Genomic DNA, 16,075 nt, shown 5'->3' with positions numbered 1-16,075 from the left:
TTCGCCGCCTTGTTCCGCTATAACGTCTGCCCGCAGTCTACGGTAATGATCTGCCCGGTCATCGCTTCCTGCTCCAGGGCGGAGCAGATCATGGCGGCGATATCTTCGGGCGTCGAAATCCGCCGCAGCGGAAGATTCGGGGCGAGCTGCTTCATCTGCTCCTCCCTGCCTTCCCACCACCGGGTCGCTACCGCCCCCGGCACGATGCAATTCACCCGAATATGCGGCGACAAGGCTCGCGCCAACGATTTGGTCAGGCCATGGACCGCCGCTTTGGTCACGGCGTAAGGAAGAGAAGAACCCAGTCCCGTCTGGCCGGCGATGCTTCCCAGATTGACGATGGCGCCTTGTCCGCCCGCCTTCATCCAGGGGGCGGCCGCTCGCGCGCAATAAAACATGCCTTTCACGTTCACGCCGAACAATTCGTCCCAAGCCTCCTCCGTCGCGGAATCCAAATCCTCCATCGGGATATGGCGGGTAATGCTTGCATTGTTTACGAGCATATCCATGCGACCGTAAGAACGAACGGCAAGTTCCATCATCCCGCGAACGTCGGCGTCTTGCGACACGTCGGCCTTGATCGCTAGGGCCTGTCCCCCTCTCTCTCGAATCAGCCTTACGGTAACCTCCGCTTCGCTATGGGAACGCGAATAATTCACGATCACCTTCGCTCCCCTTTCGGCGAGCTCCAAGCTTGTCGCTCGGCCGATTCCCGTTCCCCCGCCCGTCACAAGCGCCACCTTGCCGAGCCATGTCATCCCGCAACCACTCCCTCTGCTTCGTTGAATTCATTGTAATCGGCAGAGTCCGTTCCGTATAATTGAATTAAATGAGTATTCTGTTCAAAAATTTTGAATTCGATCGGAAGGGACCGGGATGGATCTTAAAACGCTCAAAACTTTTCAGTCCATCGTAAAGCATCGAAGCTTTAACCGCGCGGCGCAAGAAATGAATTACGTGCAATCCACGGTCACCATGCAGATCCAGAAGCTCGAAGCCGATCTGGGGGTCGTTTTAATCGAACGAGGGAGAGACTTCCGTCTCACGGAAGCCGGACGCTTGTTCTACGAGCAGAGCCTGCAGATCGTCAAACAGATGGAGCAGCTTCAGACAAGCATAACGGATATGAGATTGGGCGATGCCGGACATGTCCGCTTGGGGGTAACGGAGCCGACGGCCAGCTATCGCCTCCCCGCCGTCCTTGGCAGGTTTATGCGCGGCTCCCCCCACATCCGAATCTCCTTGGAGATCTCGGGCACCCCTTATCTATGCGAACGTCTTATCGGAGGAGAGCTCGATTTCGCTGTCTCTACGGCTCCCGGCTTGGGAACGGAGCTCGAATTCGAGCCTCTATTGCGGGAGGAGTTCGTCCTGCTCCTGCCCGAAGACCACCCGTTAGCGGATCGGGAGAAGGTTGAAACGGAGCATCTGGAGGGACACCGGCTGCTTATCACGTCCGCGACGTGCCCTTACCGGAGAAAACTCGAGAGCGCGATGCAAGAGAAGGGCAACGTGAAGCTGGACACGATGGAGATCGGGAGCATGACCGCGCTGAAGTTTTACGTAGAGAGCGGATTAGGGATGGCGCTGGTCCCCCGCATCGCCGCGGAGCCTCTGACTAACGGAATGACAATACGGCCTATCGGCGACAGCCTCATCCATATGCCTATCGGGATTCTCCGCAAGCGATCCGATCCGTTGCCGCTAGCCAGCCGCAAGCTATATCAAGCCCTGAAGGACGAATTAACGGAAAAAACGGCGCCGGGATAAATCCCGAACGCCGCTTCTCGCATCGTTAACGAAGAATGTTGGCCGCGAGCAGCCCCAAATACTCCTTCAAGGCGGTCCCGGTCGTCGACACCGCGTCCGCGTTCGGAGTCAGCTTGGAGACCGAGAAGCTCCAATCCTCGTCCGTCCGGTAATCGACGGGATAAGGCAGAACGTCGACTCCGAAGTGCCGGAATTCGTGCACGGACCGCGCCATGTGGAAGGCGGAAGTGACGAGAATCGGTCGGGCGAGTCCCTTCTGCTTCAGAAGCTCGGCGGAGTATTCGGCATTCTGCTCCGTATTGAGCGAACGATTCTCGACGAGGATGGAGGGTTCCTGAATACCCAACGCGATCAATTGACGGCGGGCGATGTCCGCTTCGTTGCCGCTGTCGGAATATACCTGACCGCCGGAGAAGAGTATCGGAAGCCCGGTCTCGCGGTGCAGGCGGGCCGCCGCAAGCAGACGGTTCGCAGCGCCGCCGGACAGGTTGCCCTGGCCGTCGAGGTCGGGAGTGGCGCGGGTCGCCCCTCCTCCCAAGACGACGATGACATCTCCTTGGGGATCGCTAGGCTGAACGTAAGTGCGCTCCAGCGCGCCGATCAAGGCTCCCGAGACAAGCATTGTGGAGCTTAAATAGAACAGGATCGTCAGAACGGCTAGCAGGAGCGACGCGCGACGAACTTTTCGCCATAGCCAAATGGACAGCACCAGCAGGAGCACGATAAAAAGGCCGGGAGGAAGCACGAAGCTATAAACGAACTTGATGAAATAGACCATCCGAGGTACCTCTGCCATCCAAGAGAAGTCTGTCTTTCTCTTTTCTTGTCATTGTACCACGAAGCAGCGAGGACGGGACGAGGACGGAGAAGCGTTATTTTTACTGCAAGCGATCCGGGAACTCCTGTCGATGGGTCCCCGTCTTCACTTCGGTAAACAGAGTATCGTCGCCAGCAAAAGGGGGCGCCTACGGAAAGTATGTTCTCAGCAGCATCTCCAAATCCCCTTTGATTACTTATTGTCGCGCAATCACCTCTGTTATTATGAGCTCATACCACCCAATTCTTGCCTCGCAGCGAACGGATTTCGGAATCAGCGGGCACTCGCCTTTATGAATCCATGCGGCAACGAACCGATTGACAGCCCCTTTCCGCGATGATACTATTGGGAAAATCCTTCTATGTAATAAAACTTAACACCAACCTGCAATCTCTTGTATAAGCCCGCTAATACGGTGCGGGCGTATCTACAGGCAACCGATAATTGCCCCAGCTACAAGAGGCGCATCGCTCTGAGACGCTGCCCGTTCTTGCCCCGAGCCAGCTTCATGCTCCCTGCCTCGGCTGAACGAAGGCGCGCTCCGGCGGCGCCTCTTCGCTCGGGGCTATTCGGCCTATTCCCTACCCTCAAGGAGTGAGAACGATGACCAAGGTTTACGCGCAGCTCGACCGGTCGATCCGCGACGCGAGAAGCGTCCGCATCATGAAGACGCCGACCACAGCCTACGATTTCAAGCTGTATCCGTTCGGCGAGCGGGGCACGTACATCGCGCCCGAGTTGATGGCGGAGATCGCCGACAGCTTGGCGGAGAGCGCCAGGCAGCATTTCGGGGAATACGATTATATCGTCTCGCCGGAGCCGGGCGGCCACACTTGGGGAATACTCGCCGCCTACAAGCTAGGCAAGCCGATGAACATCCTCCGCCTCAGCACGGAGCTGTATGAGGAATACGAGGTACGGATCAAGCGCGAGACGGCTTACAACGAGAACTACTTGTACTTCGACGGATTCAAGAAGGGAGACCGCATCCTGCTCGTCGACGACGTGATCAGCTCGGGAGCGACTATCCGGTGCATCGCAGCCCAGTTCCTCGAGATGGGCGTGGAGATGGCCGGCATCCAGGCGATCATCGCCAAGGGCGAGCATTACCGCAAGCTCGAGACGGATCTCGGCGTTCCCGTTCGTTGTCTGACTTACGTGTAAGTTAATCTAACGCTAGAGAGGAGAGAAAAAGCATGGCTTTTTACTACGAGCAGCCCTCCCGGACATTTAACGAGTATCTGTTGGTTCCCGGACTGACGCGGAAGATCAACATTCCGGATAACGTTAATCTGCAAGCTCCCGTTACGAGGTTCAAGAAGGGCGAGAAGCCTGCTCTTATGATGAACCTGCCGATCGCCTCCTCGATCATGCAAGCCGTCTCGGACGCGAACATGGCGATCGGGCTGGCGAAGTGCGGCGGCATCTCGTTCATCTACGGCTCGCAGTCGATCGAGAAGCAGGCGGAGATGGTGCGGCGGGTCAAGAAGTTCAAGGCCGGGTTCGTCATGAGCGCTTCCAACCTGCGTCCCGAGGATACGTTAAAGGACGTGCTCGCGCTCAAAGCCCGAACCGGCCATGGCACGATCGCCATTACGGAGGACGGAGCTCCGAACGGCAAGCTGATGGGGATCGTCACGAGCCGCGATTATCGCGAGAGCCGCACGCCCCTCTCCTCTCCGGTGTCCGAGTTCATGACGCCGTTTTCTTCCCTTATCTACGCGGAGGAAGGCATTACTCTCTCCGAAGCGAACGACATGATCTGGGAGCATAAGCTGAACAGCTTGCCTATCGTCGATAAGAACGGCAGCCTTCTTTATCTTGTTTTCCGCAAGGACTATGACAGCCAGAAGGAAAATCCGCTGGAGCTGCACGACGAGAACAAACAGCTGATCGCCGGGGCGGGCATCAACACGAGGGATTACGCGCAGCGGGTTCCGGCTCTGCTGGACGCGGGGGCGGACATTCTATGCATCGATTCCTCGGACGGCTATTCCGAATGGCAGGCGGAGACGATTCGCTTCGTGAAGGAAACTTACGGGGCTAAGGCGAAGATCGGAGCCGGCAACGTCGTCGACCGGGACGGGTTCCTGTACTTGGCGGAGGCCGGGGCGGACTTCGTCAAGGTCGGCATCGGCGGCGGATCGATCTGCATTACCCGCGAGCAGAAGGGGATCGGCCGAGGGCAAGCCTCCGCGGTGATCGAGGTCGCGGCCGCGAGACAGGAATATTACGAGAAGACGGGCATATACGTCCCGATCTGCTCGGACGGCGGCATCGTGCACGATTATCACATTACGCTGGCGCTCGCCATGGGAGCCGACTTCGTCATGCTCGGCCGCTACTTCGCCCGCTTCGACGAAGCGCCGGGACGCAAGCTGCTCGTGAACGGCAACTTCGTGAAGGAATATTGGGGCGAAGGCTCCAGCCGGGCGCGCAATTGGCAGCGGTACGACTTCGGCAGCGCGGCCAAGGAGTCGAAGCTGGAATTCGAAGAAGGCGTCGATTCGTTCATCCCTTACGCCGGCAGGCTGAAGGACAACCTCGACATCACCGTCAGCAAAATCAAATCCACGATGTGCAACTGCGGCGCGTTGACCATTTCGGAGCTCCAAGAGAAAGCGAAAATCACGCTTGTCTCCTCGACCAGCATCGTGGAAGGCGGCGCCCATGACGTCATCCTGAAGGAGCAGGAGCGCACGAGCTGATCCGGTCCTAAACGATCATCCCCCTGTTCATAGAGACTATAGTATAATAGTAGGAACATGTCCCGACGCCTTCGGCCGTTACTTGCCGGAGGCATCGTTCGGATAACAGGGGGTCCACATGCGGCAGCACCGTTTAAGAACGACAATTCTTTTTATAGCCCGAACGATGATCGTCGCGGCAGCGATTCTCCTGCTCGCCGCGGCGGCGGCGCCATCCTCTTTTTCCTCCGGATTGCATGCAAGCGCAGTCTCTCTCCCGGCTTTGCCCCAACCTTACGAAGACGACGCAAACTACCAAGTGCTCCATAAGAGCGCGAACTCCGATGGGAGCGTCAGCTATCTGCTGCAGTCTATCTATCGAGGAGTCCCCATTCACGGCAGCTACCTCTCGCTAGATCGGAAAGCAGGTTCGGCGGACATTCAGATTCGCGGCGAGCCGAAGCCGACTCCTGACTTATCCGAGGTGAACGTCGAGCCCGAGATGACGGGGTATGAAGCCATCTCCCTCTATCGGGCGGCCCTGGAACGCAAGCTTCGCGGGAAAATAGGCGTCGGAGCGCAGGATGGCGATGTACCGGAGCCGTCGGCGACTCTTCTCCTTTATCCATTTGAAGGTCAAGCGTATCTTGCCTATAAAGTAGAGCTTCGGTTCACGCTGCCGGAGCTAGGAGACTGGGTTGGCTACATCGATGCGCATACGGGGCGCCTAATCGACGAATACAGCCGGTTAAGCGGAGCCCAAGCCTCGGCCTCTCCCGCTCCTCTCGTCGGTTGGGGCAAGGGTTATAACGGAGTTCAGCAGTCCTTCTACATAAAGTCGGAGAAAACCTCGGGGAAGACCGTCTACCAGATGATAGACGATACCCGGCCGGCGGCGATCAAGACGCTGGACTTCCGCAAGGCGGTCCAAAGCAAGTCCCGACCCGAAGGCTTCGATTATATCGCGTCCGGCTCCAAGACATTCGGGGATGCGGCGGCCGTGGATGCGACCGTCCATGCCAAACGGGTCTACTTGTTCTACAAAAACCGCTTCGGACGCAACAGCATCGACGATAAGAACATGGACATCCTTTCGTTCGTGCACGTCGACAGCGCCGCGATGCGAAACAATGCGGTATGGACCGGTTGGGCCATGTATTACGGCGAGGCCACCGGTCTGAAGAACGGCGGCGTCGACTGCACGTCCTGCGCCTTCGACCTGGTCGCCCACGAGATGACCCACGGCGTGACGCAGCACACGGTCGGGCTCGAATATCGCGGCCAGTCCGGCGCTTTAAGCGAATCGATCTCGGACGTCATGGCCGCCGTCATGGATTCGGACGATTGGGAGATAGGCGAGGATACCGGAGCCGCTTCGCGAAGCTTGGCCGATCCGGCCAAATACGGGCAGCCGGCCAACATGAGCGAATACGTCGAGCTTCCCGAAGACGAGAAGCACGACAACGGCGGCGTCCATCTCAACAGCGGAATCCCGAACCGGGCCGCTTACCTGACGGCGCTGAAGATCGACAACGCCGACATCGGCCTGAAGGGCCGCGACACGCTGGGCCGTCTCACCTACGTCCTGCTTCGGGATCGTCTTCTCTCGCCGACGGCCGACTTCCGGGAAGCGCGCGACGGCTACGTCGCCGCCGCCTCCAGGCTCTCCGGCTTGACTGCCGAGCAGAAGAGCGCGCTCGCCTCGCTGGTAAGCGACGCTTGGAAGGCGGTCGGGATCGGGGAGCCGAGTTCAAGCAAAGGTTAACGCGAAGAAGCTGCCGATCGCGTCGGCAGCTTCTTTAATCTGTCTCATTTCTCGTAAGCATCCTTCAAAGCTTGAATATCGATTTTGTCCATCCGCATCATAGCTTCCGATACGTTGCGAGCTCTCCGGGCATCCTTGTCCGCCAGCAGCTCGCCGAGGAGGGCGGGAACGATCTGCCACGACAGCCCGAATTTGTCCTTCAGCCAGCCGCACCGGCCGGGTTTCCCTCCATCGGCGGTAAGCTTCTCCCACAGCTCGTCGACTTCCTCCTGCGTCGCGCAGTTCACGAAGAACGAAACGGCCTCGTTGAACTTGAAGTGCGGACCGGCGTTCAACGCCATGAATCGCTGTCCCTCCAGCTCGAAAGTGGCGGACATCAGCGTCCCTTTCGGGAACGGCGCTCCCTCTCCGTAACGGGTAACGTTTAACGTTTTTCCGTTCTTGAACACCGAGCTGTAGAAATCGATAGCCTCCTCCGCGTTGTCGTCGAACCACAAAAAGGGAGTAATTTTGTCGGTCGGCACGGGCTTACATCTCCTTATATCCGATTCTTGAATCCCTATTAAGTAAAACACGACATCCACGCCCTTGGAAAGGAAGAGGATGTCGTGTTCCTATTCTTTCTTTATTTCGATTGAATCAAGTCGCTGCGGATGAGCAGGTTCTGCAGCATCGCGGCGGTTTCCTCTCTCGATACCGTGCGAAGCGGCTTCACGGTGCCGTCGACGTAGCCGGTGAGAAGTCCCAGCTGCACGGCCGAACCGATGGAGGCGCGAGCCCAAGCCGGAATCTCGGATTGGTCAGCGATTCTCTCGAGAGTAAGCGCCGATTCCGTCTCGCCGATCGCCGTCTTGCCGGCGAGCACCCACGCCTTATTAAGGATGGCTACCGCTTCCGCGCGGGTAATCGTCTGAGCCGGACGGAACGTTCCGTCCGTGTAGCCATTGATGAGACCGTAAGTCTTCGCCGTCGCCACGAACGGAGCGTACCAATCCTTCGCCTTCACGTCGCCGAAGCTGGAGTCCGCCTGAGCCGGCAGACCGAGCGCCCTGACGATCATGGCCGCGAATTCGGCGCGGGTGACGCTGCGCGTCGGCGCGAACGTTCCGTCGCTTTGTCCCGTTACGATCTTGCGGGACGCGAGGTTCTCGATGGCGGCTTGAGACCACTTGCCCGCGATGTCGCTGAACGTAGCCTTGTTGTAGATCACCGCGTACACGCTGTTCGTGAAGCTGTTCATGACCGCGAAGTAGCGATCGCCGACCTGCTTCACGTATGTCGGAACGTGATACAAGGTGCCGTCTTCGAGAACGCGGACTCCGGTCGTCACCTTCGAACCGTCCGTGCCTTCCGGCAGGGCGATGCCGCGCTCGATGTATTGCGAGAAGCGATCCGCGGATATCGTCCGTCCTTCATACGTATAGTTGACGTTGAAGTCGATCGCTTGACCGACGAGCGTCGCGCCGGACTTGTCCGCCTGCTTGCCGATGGACTGCTGCTCATCGGCTCCCAGAAGGCGAATATCCAGGCGAACGGTCACTTCCTCCAAGGTCTTCGGAGCGAACGTGCTGCTCAGTTGAGCCAGATTCATCGCCGCTGTCGGAAGCAGGTAATAGGAATCTCCCGCCTCGATGAGAATAACGGCATTCTTCTGCTGCATCAGCTGAACGAGATCGGCCGTCAGCTCGGTCGTCATCCGATCCGGAGAGAAGCCTGCGTTAATGGTGATGACCGGATTCGCGGTTTCGCTCTCGAGCAGCTTCTTCGTCTCGTCGCTTAGGAAGGATACCTTAAGAAGCGATTGCCCGTTCTCTTCGGTCTTCTTGCCCGTTGCGATCTTATCGTTGGAGTTGCTGTTCACCTTCACTTCGAACTTGTCCGTCGGAGCTCCGCCGCCGACATAACCGCGGGTAATCCCGATCGAATACGTATTCGTCTCGGACTTGTCCGGAGATTCGACTTGAACGAGAACCGAGTTGTCGCCTACGTTGAGCGAAGCAATCGCAGTACCTTCACCGTTCAATTCCTGTCCGTTCACCTTCACGACGGAATCTGCGTCCGCCGCTTTAGCCGTAACTTTAACGCTGGAGCCTAACGTGCTGTCCTTCGCATTATAATTTCTTACAAGCGGATTGAATTCGCTCGTCAGCTCATAGCCTTCGACAGACAGCTCGCTCAGCAGCAGCGCTTCGGACAACGGCTTGTCCCGGTACACGACGATCGTATACTCGCGGGAAGTTCCGTCTTGGGCCTCGACTTCAAGGATGAATCGATTATTGCCTTCGATCAAAGTACGGTCCGTGCTGCCGGAAGCGCTCAGCGCCTCTCCGTTCAAGGTAACCACGGCTCCCGCATCGGAGGCTGCGTAGTTCAATGTTACGGAGGTGGTATTCGCTCCGACGCGAGCCGTGTATTCGGACACTTCGGCATTGAACTCGGCCGGCGTCATCGTCGTACCCGCAAGCTGAAGCTGCGAGAGAGTCGCATCGCCGCTTGCCTTGCGAGCGATCGAGATTTCGTACTTCTTGGCCTTGCTCCAATCCGGCGAAGACGCGGAAGCCTCGCTTAGAGACAATACTTCTACCGTGATCTCCGGTTTCTTGCCGGCATCTAGCGCGATCGTTCCGGACAGTTGGCCGGACGCAACCGGCGTGCCGTTCACTCGGATCAACGAACCGCTTACCGAAGCCGTTGGCTTCACCTTCACCGATGCAACGTTCGACTCGACTTCGGCTTCATAGCTCTCGATCGTGCTTCCGAAGGAGCGGGACAGCTCGATCGGCACCTCGGCAGCGTCCGTCTGAACCCCGGTAAGCTGAAGCCCGCTCAGGCTCGCCAGATCCGATTCGGATTTAACGGCGATCGAATACTTCTTCGGTGCGCTACCATCGCTCGTTACGGAGATCGGGATCTCCGTGCCTTGCGTTACGTTGATCTCGGCGGAATAGTGCTCGTCCGCCGCTTGGCCCGCGATCGTCACGGCAGCGGACGGGTCGGCCGGTACCGCCGTCACGCGGAGCTGCTTCGTGCGCACGTCGAGCGCAAGCTCGTAGTTCGCAACGTCCGGTTTGAATGCCGAGGTGAAGACACCGTCGTCCGTTCCAAGCGTTACCAGTTCGGAGGAGGATTGCCCTTCGCCGTCGCCCGAGGAGAACACCTCCAGACGGTGAACGGTTTCGTTGCCGGCTTGGTCGACCGCGATCATCTCGATCGGCAGCACGCCTGCTTCCGGAATGGAAGCGTAGTAAGCATAATGCCCCATCGCGTCGACCGGCACGGTTACGCCGTTAACGGTCAGCGCAACTCCCGCTTCCGACACGCCTTCCAGGAGGATGCGGTCGTCTTCCACGACTTGTCCGTTCGTTGCCGACTTCAAGTAGAGGTAAGGAGCGGTTCTATCGGCGAACAATCTTCCGACCGACGAGCTGATGTCGCCTTCGGCATTGACAGCCTCGACTTCGATCGTATAGTCCTTCTCCGCGAGAGAACCGAGATGGAACTCGTTCGGAGCTCCGTCTGCCGCCTGCGCCTCGACTCCGTCTACGAACAGCTTAAGCGTTACATTCTGATCGCTCTCCACCTTAACGGTGACGTCGTCGGAAGCCGTAATCGCCATCGTTTGCTGCAAGCTCTGTTTTTCTTCGGCAGTCAAACCGGCCAGCTTCTCCTCCGTCACGTTGTACGGATAATAAGAGCGCGTGACCGTCGGCGCGTCGCCGGTCAGGTAAGTCACGTTCAGCTTCGCCGGATTCGGCACCGGCAGGCTGACGCTAGCCGCATCGGACAACTCGCTGACGTACAGGTTCGCCAGCGCATCGTCGTTGACTCCCGGAATCGATCCGTATACCGCTCGGATAGCCATCACGCGGAAGCTGTAATCGCGTCCCGTCTCCAGTCCCGACAGGGTGACGCTTTGGTTCGCGCCGTTCGCCGGAACGACTTCTCCTTCGTAGGAGGTTCCGTTGAAGTCTACGTTGCCGGCCGCGTCGGCCGGATAAATCCGGTAAGACGTCGTCTCGGCGTATCCCGGATCGTTGAAGCCGATCTTGATCTCGCCGTTGCCGATTGCCGTCGCTTGAACTCCGGTCGGCTTTGGCTGCATTTTCACCGCCTGATAAGTAAGCGGGTCGTTCAAAGTCTTGAATACCGGTCCGTACGATTCGCTGTCGGCCACGACGGCCAGGTAATAATCGCCCGGCAGATAACCTTCCGGCAGGGTTACGGTACGAATGCCCGCCGCCGGCAGATCGGATGCGATCGTGTCGCCGACCGGAATCAGTTGGCCTTCCTCGTCTCTATCGCCATTAGCCAGAAGCAAGCTTACCTTCGTGTCCGGCTTGGCGTTCTCGACCTTCCACTCCACCTCGTACGTATTGCGTTGAAGCTGAGCCGACGCCGAGAGCTTCGTCACTTCCGGAATCGGGGTCAGCAGGTATTGCTTGATCGAAGCGCCCGGCTTCGTCGTAATGCTCACGATTCCCGAAGCGGGAACGTCGAGGGTCACCATCAAGCCCTTATCGTCGATAATCGCGTTCTGCGAAGGAGAACCTTCCGTGCTGTTGATAGTAGCCGCCGCGTTGTTCACGTTGATCTTCGCGGTTGCGTCGCCGCCGGCGATATCGAACAGATACTTGCCCTTCTCCTGGATTTGCAGATCGTAAGTAATCGTCGTATCCGAACCGTACAGCTCCGCCATCGTTAACTTCTGCGACAACGTCAAGCCGTTGGAATCGGTGAAGCCGTTCGATTTGATTAACCAAATGCCGTCTTGGTCGACATCGACCAGAGCATGGATTACGCCTTGAGCAGCGTCATAGCTGGCGTTCCAGTTCGAGCTTGCTTGGTTCAAGTCGAACGGATAAAGCGTTCCGTCCGGACGATAGAGGCGGGTCGCTTCGGTTGCTCCTTGAATCTCGAGCAGCACCTGCATTCCCTTAAGCCCGGTGAACTTCGCGGCCGAAGAGAATTCGTCGCCGCCGATCCAGGCAAGGGCATCGCCCATCGTCGTTCCGACAGCCATCCGGTACAGGTTCGCATGAGCGTCCGCGCCGGCGATCGCGTACCAGACGCCTGCATCCGGAACTTCGACGAGCATGTAAAGCTTGCCGTCCGCCGAATCCCAATACGTATTGTAGGCATCGCTTACGGAATCGGCTTCGGTCGCATACGGTCTGCCGTCCGCCTTAATCAGCTTGGCGTCCGCGGCGCCTTCGCCGACTTCGACCAGATAGGTTCCTCGTTTCTGGAACTCGAGCGGAACGTACGCTTGAACGTCGGATGCGGCGAGTTCGGTTGCCGCGGCTTCCAACGTCAGCGAAGGATTCCGATACAGCTCTCTGCTTACCGACAAGGCCAAGCTGCTGCCCGAGGTCAGCTTCCACGTTCCCGGGGTCAGATTGACTTCCAGAATCGTCTCGTCGTTCGCCGCGTCATAGTAGGCATTGATTGTCTTGTTGTCTTTTTCCGCGAATCGAATCTCGTAAAGAGCTCCGTTCGGCTGGGTCAATCGGACGCCGGAAGCGTCTCCTTGGACCTTGATCAGCGCCGGATAACTTTCTTCCGCGACGAAGGATTGGCTGATCTCGCTTCCCGACTTCGTCATATTCGGGTTCGTCTCCGTAACGACGGTCGCCAGCTTGCCGGACGAATACGTTCCGACTTCCGTCGCGCGAATGCCGCTTGCGGAGAACAGCTTCTCTCCGACAAGACCAGGTACGGCCTCGACGGAATCCGCGGCGGTCCATTCCCCGGCCTTGCTCGGATCGTCGTACCAGATCCAGCTCGTGAAGGCTTTCACGACGGATTTGCCCACGTTGACGACCGCGTTCGCCACGTTCTTGATCGTCGAGCTCATGTCGACGTCCCAATCGAACTTGCTCGTCGAGAACGGATATTTCACCGTAAAGCCGATGCCGATGACCGACAGGGCGCCCTTGAAGCGGGTAGAGTCGACGCCGACTTCGGCCGAGGTCAGCTTCTTGCCTCCGACGAGAGGAACGCTGCCCGGAATTTGCACGGCCGTCTTGGCGTACCCCGTGAACGAGGAGCCTTGGAAGTAGTTCGCCATCACCTTGCCGACGATAACGTCGATGATGTTGATCGACGCGTTGAAGTCGAAGCCGGCCTTATTGTAGCCCTTGTAGCCGGTCGGGTTGAAGACGACGAACATGTCGACGCCCGCGATGTTGATCTTGTAGATGGCCAGCTTGCCCGACGCTCCGAAGTGGTTCGCGGACAGCTCGATCTTCAGATCGTTGCCGTTCACCATATACGTATTGGCTAGCTTCGGCGTAATGTAATCCGACATGCCGCCCAGCACGGAGAACGTCAGAGGAGCCTCCGATTTGCTTGTCATGTTGGACACGCCGCCGCCGATCTTGGTCAGCTGGGCGCCCGTGGAGCCGAGCTTCATCTCTTTGACCACGGCGAAGCTGAGCGAATCGAGCTTCTTGTCGACGATAAGCAGGTCGATATCGAAGCCGATTTTCGCTTTCTTCAGCTCGGCGGAAGCTCCCGCCCCGTATTCGGGAACGCGGGTATCGAGCGAGAAGCGGAGCGCGCCCGCTTCCAGAGGACCGGACTTGAAGTCCGCGTTGAGCTCGAAGTCGGCATCCAGATCGAACCGATTCTTCTTAAACTCGAGAGCGTCCAGGTTGGCTTTGCCTCCGATGGTCGCGCTTCCCATCTTGAAGCCGAGGTTGATTTCGCCGGCGAGACGGATTCCGCCCGGGATAAAGACTAATTTATTGACGTTGACCGGAACGTTCAATCCCGTCAGGTCGGAAGCCGCTCCCGCAAGCCCGCCCTTCAGATTAAAAACAAAGTTATCCGTCGTGAATTCGAACTCGCCTTCGTAAACCGTGTACGTCGCGAGCATCGGAATCGTGTTCTTGCCGTTCACGTAGAAACGGCCGCTGCCGGTAATCTTGCCCGCGTTCGTGTCGACCGTTAACTGCGATCCCTTGAACAGAAGGTTGTCGTTAAAGGTAAAGACGGCGTTCGAGTCCCGCTGTTGGTAAATGCCTGGCGATGACGCCTGGACGACGAACGGGCCGCGGACCGCGATCGAATCCAAGTCGTTCGGATCCGGTCTATGATTTAGCGTATCCGTTACAACTACTTCTTCGTAATTGATCGAACGGTAAGACGGATCGTCCGTCAATTCGATTGCGCTTAGGAACGTCTTGTCGCCGAAGAACTCGTGCTCGATGACCAGATTGTACTTGCCGAGAGGAAGCTTGGCCCCGCCCGGGGTCGGCAGCTTAAGCTTAAGCGTCGAATTGGAGACCGCTTGAATGTCGGAGCGCGGGATCGCGTACTCCTCGCTTCCGCTGGTTAGCTTCACGCTCAGATCCTCATGCGGCAGCCGCTTAAGGAGCCAGTACAAATTCTCGCCTACGACCTGCATGCTCTCGGCGTCGTCGCGATAAATTTTGGAAGGACCTGCATTCGTATATTTAACGCCGTCCGCCGGCATCGGCATTTGCACGGCGAACGTGACGGGCTCGCCGCGAACGGCGCCCTTCGAGTTGCTCGCGTATGCCCGAGCTTCGTAATAAGTGTCTTCCTTAAGTCCGTTCAATTGAACGTAATACGTTCCGGATGCCGTCAAGACGGGCTGAGGAACCGATCCGTAGACGGTCGGGCTCCATTCCCCGTTGCCGTCGGCGGTCTTCTCCCGGTATTCGACGCCCCACTTCACGTTCTCGCCGCCGGTGTTGACGATTTGGACCGGGATGGAGGCTCCTTGGTTCGCCGGAGCGTTAGGCACATACTGCGGGTTGGCGGCCCCGGTCGCTACGGTTGGGGGAGCCGTGAACCTCAAATCGTAATAGGCCCCGTATTCCGTGGATATCCGGAAGTTCGGAATCGCCTGGGTCTCATCGACGGCCGTGTAGTAGTAGGTCGCCTTGCCTTGAGCATCCGTTACGAGAGCAGGCGGCGACGCCAGCGGCGCCATCTCGTTGGCCGGATCCAGGAAGGCGGTATTGTCCAGATTCTCCGCGATCAAGCTTACGCCCGGACCCGGCTCGTTGGAAGAATTGACGAGCGTCACGTCGCTCTGGTAATAAGTCGCTCCGGTGACCGACGATTTGCCATAGACGGAGGTCGCTACCGAGAAGATGCTCGGAGCTTCGACGTAAGTCGCGCTGGAGAGATCGATCGGATCGTATCGATTCGTGAAATACCATTGCTTGATGTCGTGATTTTGCCACGCGGCTCCCGTCGCCGCGGTAAAACCGACGTAAATGTCGTCTTGTTTAAGACGCTCCGCAAGATTTAAGCCGGTTTCGGTCAAAATCGGAGAGCTCGGCCGATTGCTTGAAGAGCTCAAGAACACTTCCAATTTCTGCTCGGTCGACTTGTAATCGATCCAGACGTGTACGTCCTGTCCGGAATTAAAATCGACTCCGGGCACGTTGACGGCTGCCGGGTTCCCGTTCTTGCCATGGGTGACGACGCCGTCATAATCGACGGCGACATGGTTATTGCTCGGGTCGCCGTTGCTGCCCCACGTCGCGCTGCCGTTATCGAACGTATCGAACTCGATGCCGACGCTGTCTTTGATGTTCTCGAATCCCATGCCGACGCCCAAGCTGCCGGCGCTGTTCGAGCGCGTCTGCAGAGCGAACACGATTCCGTCCGCTCCCTTCGGCGTCGTCCCCGATCCGTCGGGGCTGGACATGTTGAAGGTAAAATAAGTACTGAAGCCGGTACCGGCACGCAGAGAGACTCTCTCTTTATTAAAAACGGTGCCGAATTGGTTCCCTGCGGAAGGAGTCAAGCGAAGATCGCCTTGATTGGCGCCTGAATCCAGATAATCCGCATTGCCGTTGAACTGCAATCGGCTGGACGCCTTCGCGAAATCCTGGTACAAGAACGTAATGTACTTGGTCTCGCTTACCGCGCTCGCGATGCCCGCCCCGCCGATGATCGACGAGTAACCTGACAGGACAAGCTGCAGGGCAAGCGTAAACGCCAGCGCCGCGGCTATCCTTTGCCGACTGAACAGCCTCTTGATCGAGCTCCTCATTT

8 protein-coding genes and 1 riboswitch are annotated in these 16,075 nt (G+C 58.0%); of the genes, 4 read left to right on the top strand and 4 right to left on the bottom strand.

The window, feature by feature from the left end; all coding sequences use genetic code 11:
- Positions 1 to 17 precede the first annotated feature (17 nt).
- Entirely contained in the window at positions 18 to 758 is a 741-nt protein-coding gene (locus H7B67_RS17900; RefSeq protein WP_185121216.1) for an SDR family NAD(P)-dependent oxidoreductase, read from the bottom strand.
- A gap of 118 nt (positions 759 to 876) precedes the next feature.
- Between H7B67_RS17900 and H7B67_RS17895 the strand changes: the two genes are divergently transcribed.
- Complete coding sequence (locus H7B67_RS17895; protein ID WP_185121215.1) at positions 877 to 1,770, top strand: LysR family transcriptional regulator; 894 nt, start codon at positions 877 to 879, stop codon at positions 1,768 to 1,770.
- Between the two features lie 25 nt (positions 1,771 to 1,795).
- Here the strand turns inward: H7B67_RS17895 and H7B67_RS17890 are convergent, their stop codons facing one another.
- Complete coding sequence (locus H7B67_RS17890; RefSeq protein WP_185121214.1) at positions 1,796 to 2,548, bottom strand: YdcF family protein; 753 nt, start codon at positions 2,546 to 2,548, stop codon at positions 1,796 to 1,798.
- Positions 2,549 to 2,961: 413 nt separating this feature from the next.
- Positions 2,962 to 3,063, top strand: a riboswitch (purine riboswitch).
- Positions 3,064 to 3,190: 127 nt separating this feature from the next.
- On the opposite strand from H7B67_RS17890, the gene H7B67_RS17885 reads away from it, so the two are divergent.
- The 3 genes from H7B67_RS17885 (at position 3,191) to H7B67_RS17875 (ending at position 7,039) form a co-directional block, all read left to right on the top strand.
- Positions 3,191 to 3,751 (top strand): phosphoribosyltransferase, encoded by a 561-nt coding sequence (locus H7B67_RS17885; protein WP_185121213.1) that lies wholly within the window; start codon positions 3,191 to 3,193, stop codon positions 3,749 to 3,751.
- Between the two features lie 32 nt (positions 3,752 to 3,783).
- On the top strand, positions 3,784 to 5,295 hold the full coding sequence (locus H7B67_RS17880) for an IMP dehydrogenase (RefSeq protein ID WP_185121212.1): 1,512 nt from the start codon (positions 3,784 to 3,786) through the stop codon (positions 5,293 to 5,295).
- A 118-nt stretch (positions 5,296 to 5,413) separates the two neighbouring features.
- Positions 5,414 to 7,039: a M4 family metallopeptidase gene (locus tag H7B67_RS17875; RefSeq protein WP_185121211.1), complete on the top strand. Its 1,626-nt coding sequence runs from the start codon at positions 5,414 to 5,416 to the stop codon at positions 7,037 to 7,039.
- A 44-nt stretch (positions 7,040 to 7,083) separates the two neighbouring features.
- On the opposite strand, the gene H7B67_RS17870 is transcribed toward H7B67_RS17875, so the two are convergent.
- Positions 7,084 to 7,563: a VOC family protein gene (locus H7B67_RS17870; RefSeq protein WP_185121210.1), complete on the bottom strand. Its 480-nt coding sequence runs from the start codon at positions 7,561 to 7,563 to the stop codon at positions 7,084 to 7,086.
- Between the two features lie 101 nt (positions 7,564 to 7,664).
- Positions 7,665 to 16,073: a cadherin-like beta sandwich domain-containing protein gene (locus H7B67_RS17865; protein ID WP_185121209.1), complete on the bottom strand. Its 8,409-nt coding sequence runs from the start codon at positions 16,071 to 16,073 to the stop codon at positions 7,665 to 7,667.
- Positions 16,074 to 16,075: the final 2 nt, after the last annotated feature.

Origin of the sequence: Cohnella thailandensis, assembly GCF_014212135.1 — a bacterium.
Taxonomy (GTDB): Bacteria; Bacillota; Bacilli; order Paenibacillales; family Paenibacillaceae; genus Cohnella; species Cohnella thailandensis.
The sequence above is the reverse complement of the archived record's forward strand: the minus strand, read 5'-3'. Positions and strand labels throughout refer to the sequence as shown.

Coding starts and splice junctions, on each gene's coding strand:
- H7B67_RS17880 (WP_185121212.1), top strand. CDS start 3,784: ATGGCTTTTTACTACGAGCAGCCCTCCCGGACATTTAACGAGTATCTG.
- H7B67_RS17900 (WP_185121216.1), bottom strand. CDS start 758: ATGACATGGCTCGGCAAGGTGGCGCTTGTGACGGGCGGGGGAACGGGA.
- H7B67_RS17890 (WP_185121214.1), bottom strand. CDS start 2,548: ATGGTCTATTTCATCAAGTTCGTTTATAGCTTCGTGCTTCCTCCCGGC.
- H7B67_RS17895 (WP_185121215.1), top strand. CDS start 877: ATGGATCTTAAAACGCTCAAAACTTTTCAGTCCATCGTAAAGCATCGA.
- H7B67_RS17865 (WP_185121209.1), bottom strand. CDS start 16,073: ATGAGGAGCTCGATCAAGAGGCTGTTCAGTCGGCAAAGGATAGCCGCG.
- H7B67_RS17875 (WP_185121211.1), top strand. CDS start 5,414: ATGCGGCAGCACCGTTTAAGAACGACAATTCTTTTTATAGCCCGAACG.
- H7B67_RS17885 (WP_185121213.1), top strand. CDS start 3,191: ATGACCAAGGTTTACGCGCAGCTCGACCGGTCGATCCGCGACGCGAGA.